This is a genomic window from Cyanobacteriota bacterium, assembly GCA_025054735.1.
Lineage (GTDB): Bacteria > Cyanobacteriota > Cyanobacteriia > SKYG9 > SKYG9 > SKYG9.
The window spans coordinates 1-4,769 of sequence record JANWZG010000321.1 but is presented as its reverse complement, the minus strand read 5'-3'; the positions used below and the strand labels follow the sequence as shown (position 1 = coordinate 4,769).

5 protein-coding genes are annotated in these 4,769 nt (G+C 50.3%); 3 read left to right on the top strand and 2 right to left on the bottom strand.

The genetic code is table 11. The features are described from left to right. On the top strand, window positions 1-694 hold a 694-nt coding region (locus NZ772_14145; GenBank protein MCS6814691.1), incomplete at its 5' end, for a polymerase. On the opposite strand, the gene NZ772_14140 is transcribed toward NZ772_14145, so the two are convergent. Further along, complete coding sequence (locus tag NZ772_14140; GenBank protein ID MCS6814690.1) at window positions 683-2,086, bottom strand: amidohydrolase; 1,404 nt, start codon at window positions 2,084-2,086, stop codon at window positions 683-685. The genes NZ772_14145 and NZ772_14140 overlap by 12 nt on opposite strands. A 285-nt stretch (window positions 2,087-2,371) precedes the next feature. Here NZ772_14140 and NZ772_14135 point away from each other — a divergent pair, with 285 nt between their 5' ends. Then, window positions 2,372-3,514 (top strand): retroviral-like aspartic protease family protein, encoded by a 1,143-nt coding sequence (locus NZ772_14135; GenBank protein MCS6814689.1) that lies wholly within the window; start codon window positions 2,372-2,374, stop codon window positions 3,512-3,514. On the opposite strand, the gene NZ772_14130 is transcribed toward NZ772_14135, so the two are convergent. Then, entirely contained in the window at window positions 3,502-4,011 is a 510-nt protein-coding gene (locus NZ772_14130; GenBank protein ID MCS6814688.1) for a hypothetical protein, read from the bottom strand. The genes NZ772_14135 and NZ772_14130 overlap by 13 nt on opposite strands. A gap of 227 nt (window positions 4,012-4,238) precedes the next feature. On the opposite strand from NZ772_14130, the gene NZ772_14125 reads away from it, so the two are divergent. Then, window positions 4,239-4,631 (top strand): DUF29 domain-containing protein, encoded by a 393-nt coding sequence (locus NZ772_14125; protein ID MCS6814687.1) that lies wholly within the window; start codon window positions 4,239-4,241, stop codon window positions 4,629-4,631. The last annotated feature ends 138 nt before the right edge of the window (window positions 4,632-4,769 follow it).

Sequence of the window (4,769 nt, the reverse complement as noted above, 5' to 3'; positions counted from 1 at the left end):
AGATCCACAACTGATAGCGAACCCACTCTGGCAATCTGGAGACCTACAACCATTGCTTGCACCTGTTGTAGCCCAAGCTCAAGCCCAACTACGTCAGTGGCTCAGGGTGTCTTCTCCTTCCTCTGCCTTTACTGCCCATCTCCACCAAATTGCAGGCTTACTAGCCTGGTGGCAAGGAGACTGGACGATCGCTCGCGCCGAGCTATCTCAGCCTGGAGTCTTACCAACTGGTCAGATGCTAATGGATGTCACTGATGGTAAACCAATTCAACTCAGCGATCATCCCACAGCAGGAGAGTTGGCAATGGCAGCGTGGGCACAGCCAACCCAGCGGCCAGCCCTCCTCACCCAAGCTTGGGTCACCGCCACCCGCACCCAGCCCCCCTCTAACCTCCTGCAAGCCATGGTCGAGACCATGAATCAGTCCCAAAGCTTTCACCAGTGGTTGACCCAAAACGCCCCTGCTCGGCAATATCGACGGGAACGATCGGGCTTCGGCATCCTCAGTCGCCACATTGACGGCCCTATCCCCCGTGATTTTCTCATCATTGGGGAAATCATCCCTGTCACGGTATTCTTTAGTGACCTTTTCCACAACCCTACCTACCTGTATGACCTCGATCGCGCCCTAGCTAACCAATGGCAGCCATACCTTACCCAGCTAGCTACCCACAATCGCTCATCAAGCCGGTAGCTTCATGACTGATCGGTAATAGCCCTCAATCTGCTTCAGAGTTTTGGACTCACGGTTAAAGTTCCATGAGGATTTCGCAAACAAGTCTTGTTGCAGGTTTGTGAGATCAACATAGACCGGTTTGCCATCCGCGATTGTCTGCTTACCACGTACCCAAGCACTATGAACAATATTCACAGGACGACCTAGGATCAGTAGACCGATCGGATCCGTCTTAGGCAGAATTGAGAGGGTAGTCAAGTCGTACAACACCAAATCGGCTTCGTTACCAACTGTTAAAGATCCGAAACGATCAGCAGCCCCTAGACCCTTGGCTCCACCGAGTGCTGCCATCTGCACCGCTTGGCGGGGACTAATCCAGTGGCGATAGTCGAAGTCCGTGACATTGTGCAAGATAGAACCAATCTTAACGGCCTCTAGTAAATCCTGGGAATCGTTGCTAGCAGAACCATCACATCCAAAGGACACATTCACCCCTGCTTGCAGATACTTCAGCACTGGTGCAATGCCACTACCCAGGCGCAGATTACTTAGGGGATTGTGGACAACGGTAGCCTGAGTTGCTGCCATGATTGCAATGTCATCATCCGTTAACCAGACGCAGTGTGCCAGAGACGTTTTGGGACTAAGGAAGTCCAACTTCTCTAGCTGACGGACAGCACTATGGCCATATTTCTCCTGGGCTAACATCTGCTGTGCTTTGGTTTCCAGCAGGTGGGTGTGGCGACAGAGGTTGTACCGGTTGCTGAGTTCCACACACCCTTTAAACAGCTCATCGGAACAGAGTTGCATGCCAGTGGGGGCAGTCATAATGTTAATGCCCTCATCAGGACGGTGGAAGCGATCGATCACCTCCTGCATCAGAGTCAGGGTTTGCTCAGTATTGCGGACATAGGGTTCATGGTCGATCGCTGTGTCACCGCTAGGCAGACTCGTTGTCAGAGACTGATCTTGAATGAGCGGGCCAACATAGGCACGAATTCCAGCTTGACGATAGGCATTCACTGCCGTTTCTACAGTTTCTAGCTCTCGTCCAGGGATGAGGACAAGGTGATCAACCACGGTAGTGCCCCCGGTCATCATGGTTTCTACAGCCGTACCCAGGGCACTGAGGTAAACCATCTCTGGATCCAGTGGCACGAAATCATAAAGTTCAGCAATCCACAGTTCCAAGGGCACGGGAGGAATAATCCCACGCTGCCACATTTCTGAAGAGTGGGTATGGGCGTTGACAAACCCAGGCAGCAGTAACTTGTTGTTGCCATCAATCACAGTACCGATCGTATCTAGATGAGGGGCGATTGCAGCAATTCGTCCACCCTGAATCTGAACATCAACGGTGTCGTAGCTCGTTGCCGTTGGTATTAAAGCCTGCTGAATCGTATAGTCCACTGTTATTACCCATGTTGCTGATCACTTTCTCAAAGTATACTGCGCTGCTTGAGTAGTGGTGTGGATGGTCTGACAGTTATGATGATCAGTTGACGATCTCGTCTTTATACCTATGCCTAATCGCACAGTTGACTAGCCATCGAGCAGCAACCCTATGGGCTGATGAAGCGGCTTCTCTGCATTAACTTTCAGGGTGTAGAGCCATGCATAGGTATGCTAAGGAAGGGTGTAAAGCTATGAATAAATAGGTACGCTAGGGTAAAGATACACATGAGGACGTAGGCTATGACTGCCTCAACCATAAGGGATCTAGCTCGGCAGGGTGATGTAGCAGCGATCGCCACGCTCATAAACCGCTCTTTCAATCCCCAAGCCATCACAGCCGCAGTGCGAATCCAAAATAATTACCTGGAAATTTTGCTGGAATCACTGCCCAGTGCCCCTCCACAGTCAGCCATGGTGGAGCGGATCCGTAAGGGGCTAGTTGCCCTTGGGGTACCCATCCAGCAGGTGAAGCTGCACGGCAAGCAAACAGGAGCACCTTTTCCAGATTGGAGTGTAGAGATTGACCTAGAACCAAGTACAGCCCTAAGGCATAACAGGGCAACACATTCAAACGAGCCTCAGCCTACCAGTAGTCAACAGACCTCTCAGGAATTTGTGGCCAAGCCCCGATCGTTACTCCATCCACCCAGGAATGTGTCCCATGCCCCAGCAGTAGTGCAGTTGCCCACATCATCAGCTCAGATTGTGCCTTTGTCACCATGTTCATCTGCAACACAGCCATCTACGAAGCTTGCACCACGCAAACCCCGTAGCGCCTTACTACGATCTACAACACGGCTACAGCTAAAGCTAGGCTCCCTCGTGCTAGTGGATATTCCAGTCAAAAATCGACGGACTTTAGCTATGACAGTCGCGATTATTACCATTCAAGCAGGTGCGATCGGACTAGGCTTAATCCTCTGGGGGCGAGCCGCCTATCAGACTGCTAACCAGCGACCCAGCATCATCCACTCCACCAAGTTACCGGTAGCCAGCTTTAACCCCAACAAGGTTTACCAAGCTGCCATTAAATATCGCCATCATGGCATCCCGGTCATTGATGTTACCTTCAACCACAACCAGACCTTTGAGATGATTGTAGACACAGGCGCAAGTGGCACATTAATCACTGAAGAAATGGCCATAGCACTAAGTGTACAGCCTACAGGTTGGGTGCAAATCGGAGTAGCTGACGGCAGAGTAGTGCAACTACCCACTGGCATCATCAATGCTATCTCGGTTGACGGTGCCACGGTTACCAATGTGCCTGTAGTGATTGCTTCAGGAATGCCGATCGGCCTGCTGGGTCACGACTTCTTTGATGAGTTCGACATCAAAATTAGCCGCGACACCGTAGAATTCCATCCTCGTCAGTCCAAGTAGCCCATCAAACTGCTGGATGCATCAGGCTGGTTAGATGCCACTGGACGGCCACCGGGAAGCATATTGTTTTCGTCGTAGACGAGAGTGCTCTTGGCAATAGGACGGTGCCCTGGCAGGCCAGAATCCTCAATGTAGTCGAACTGGCGGGCAACAATAGGACGATCATTGGGCAACATCGCTACTACGTGGAAATCACTAGCAGCAACAGGGCGATCGCCAGGCAGCAGACCGGCCACCTTAAAGGTACTCAAAGCTACAGGACGGTGACCAGGTAGTGTGTCTGACTCGTAGTATGCAAAGCGCTGAGGAAACACAGGGCGACCATTTGGCAACAGACCTACATGGGCCTGAATCGCCCCGGTACGATTAGTCTGACTCTGCACTGCTAGAGAACCCGCTTTTCCTTGCCCATCAGCAGCATTGTCAACTGGCGTGTCTAATGAAGTGCCGTTGCCGTTCTGATTGCTAACATCCTCTACTGGAGTACCCACGCTCATAACTTAAAAAGACCTCCAAACGTGTTTGAACACGGCTATTGCCAACAGGTAACCAGCCCATTACCCCACACCAGCTACCAAGACAAAGCCGATGCAAATGGTCTGACCTTCTCTTTAACTATTGCTTAAGGTTCCTAGACCTATAGTATACGCTGAATCGGGACATGAATTTGGCACCTAACAAAAGTTGCTAACAGAAGACATTATAAAGCCGATAAGAATCACTAATGACTACTAATCCAGCGTATCTGGAAACGCTACGTGAAGACGATCGGCTGTTTGCCTGCGTGGTGCAACCATTTTGGGGCGACAACAAGCTGGTGATGGCTTTGCTGTTGCAGGAGTTTAAGGGCAAGGTGGATCTGATCTATACAGTTGCTCAGTTAAAAGCACACAACTTTAGCAATCTTGATCTGGAAAATCCAGTTGAGGAGATCGAGAGTATGAGTAGAAGTCAAAAACATGCTGTCTCGAGTTATCTCATGCGACTTGTGCTCAATAGCAACTGTTGGGAAGCTGAGCAAGATACATGCTCACGAGGTTGGAAATTAGAAGTACGAAACCTGCGCCTACAAATTCAAGAGGAGTTGGAAGTGAGTCCAAGCCTGAAATTCTTTTAGAGGATATTGTTGTCAAACAATATAAAAATGGTAGAAGGTTACTTTTAGATGTCAGCGACCTTAGTGGCAGACTGATTCCTGAAGAGCCAGAATTTTCCTTAGAGCAAGCCTTGGATGAAGACTGTCTCCCCTGGCAAT

Coding starts and splice junctions, on each gene's coding strand:
- NZ772_14135 (MCS6814689.1), top strand. CDS start 2,372: ATGACTGCCTCAACCATAAGGGATCTAGCTCGGCAGGGTGATGTAGCA.
- NZ772_14130 (MCS6814688.1), bottom strand. CDS start 4,011: ATGAGCGTGGGTACTCCAGTAGAGGATGTTAGCAATCAGAACGGCAAC.
- NZ772_14125 (MCS6814687.1), top strand. CDS start 4,239: ATGACTACTAATCCAGCGTATCTGGAAACGCTACGTGAAGACGATCGG.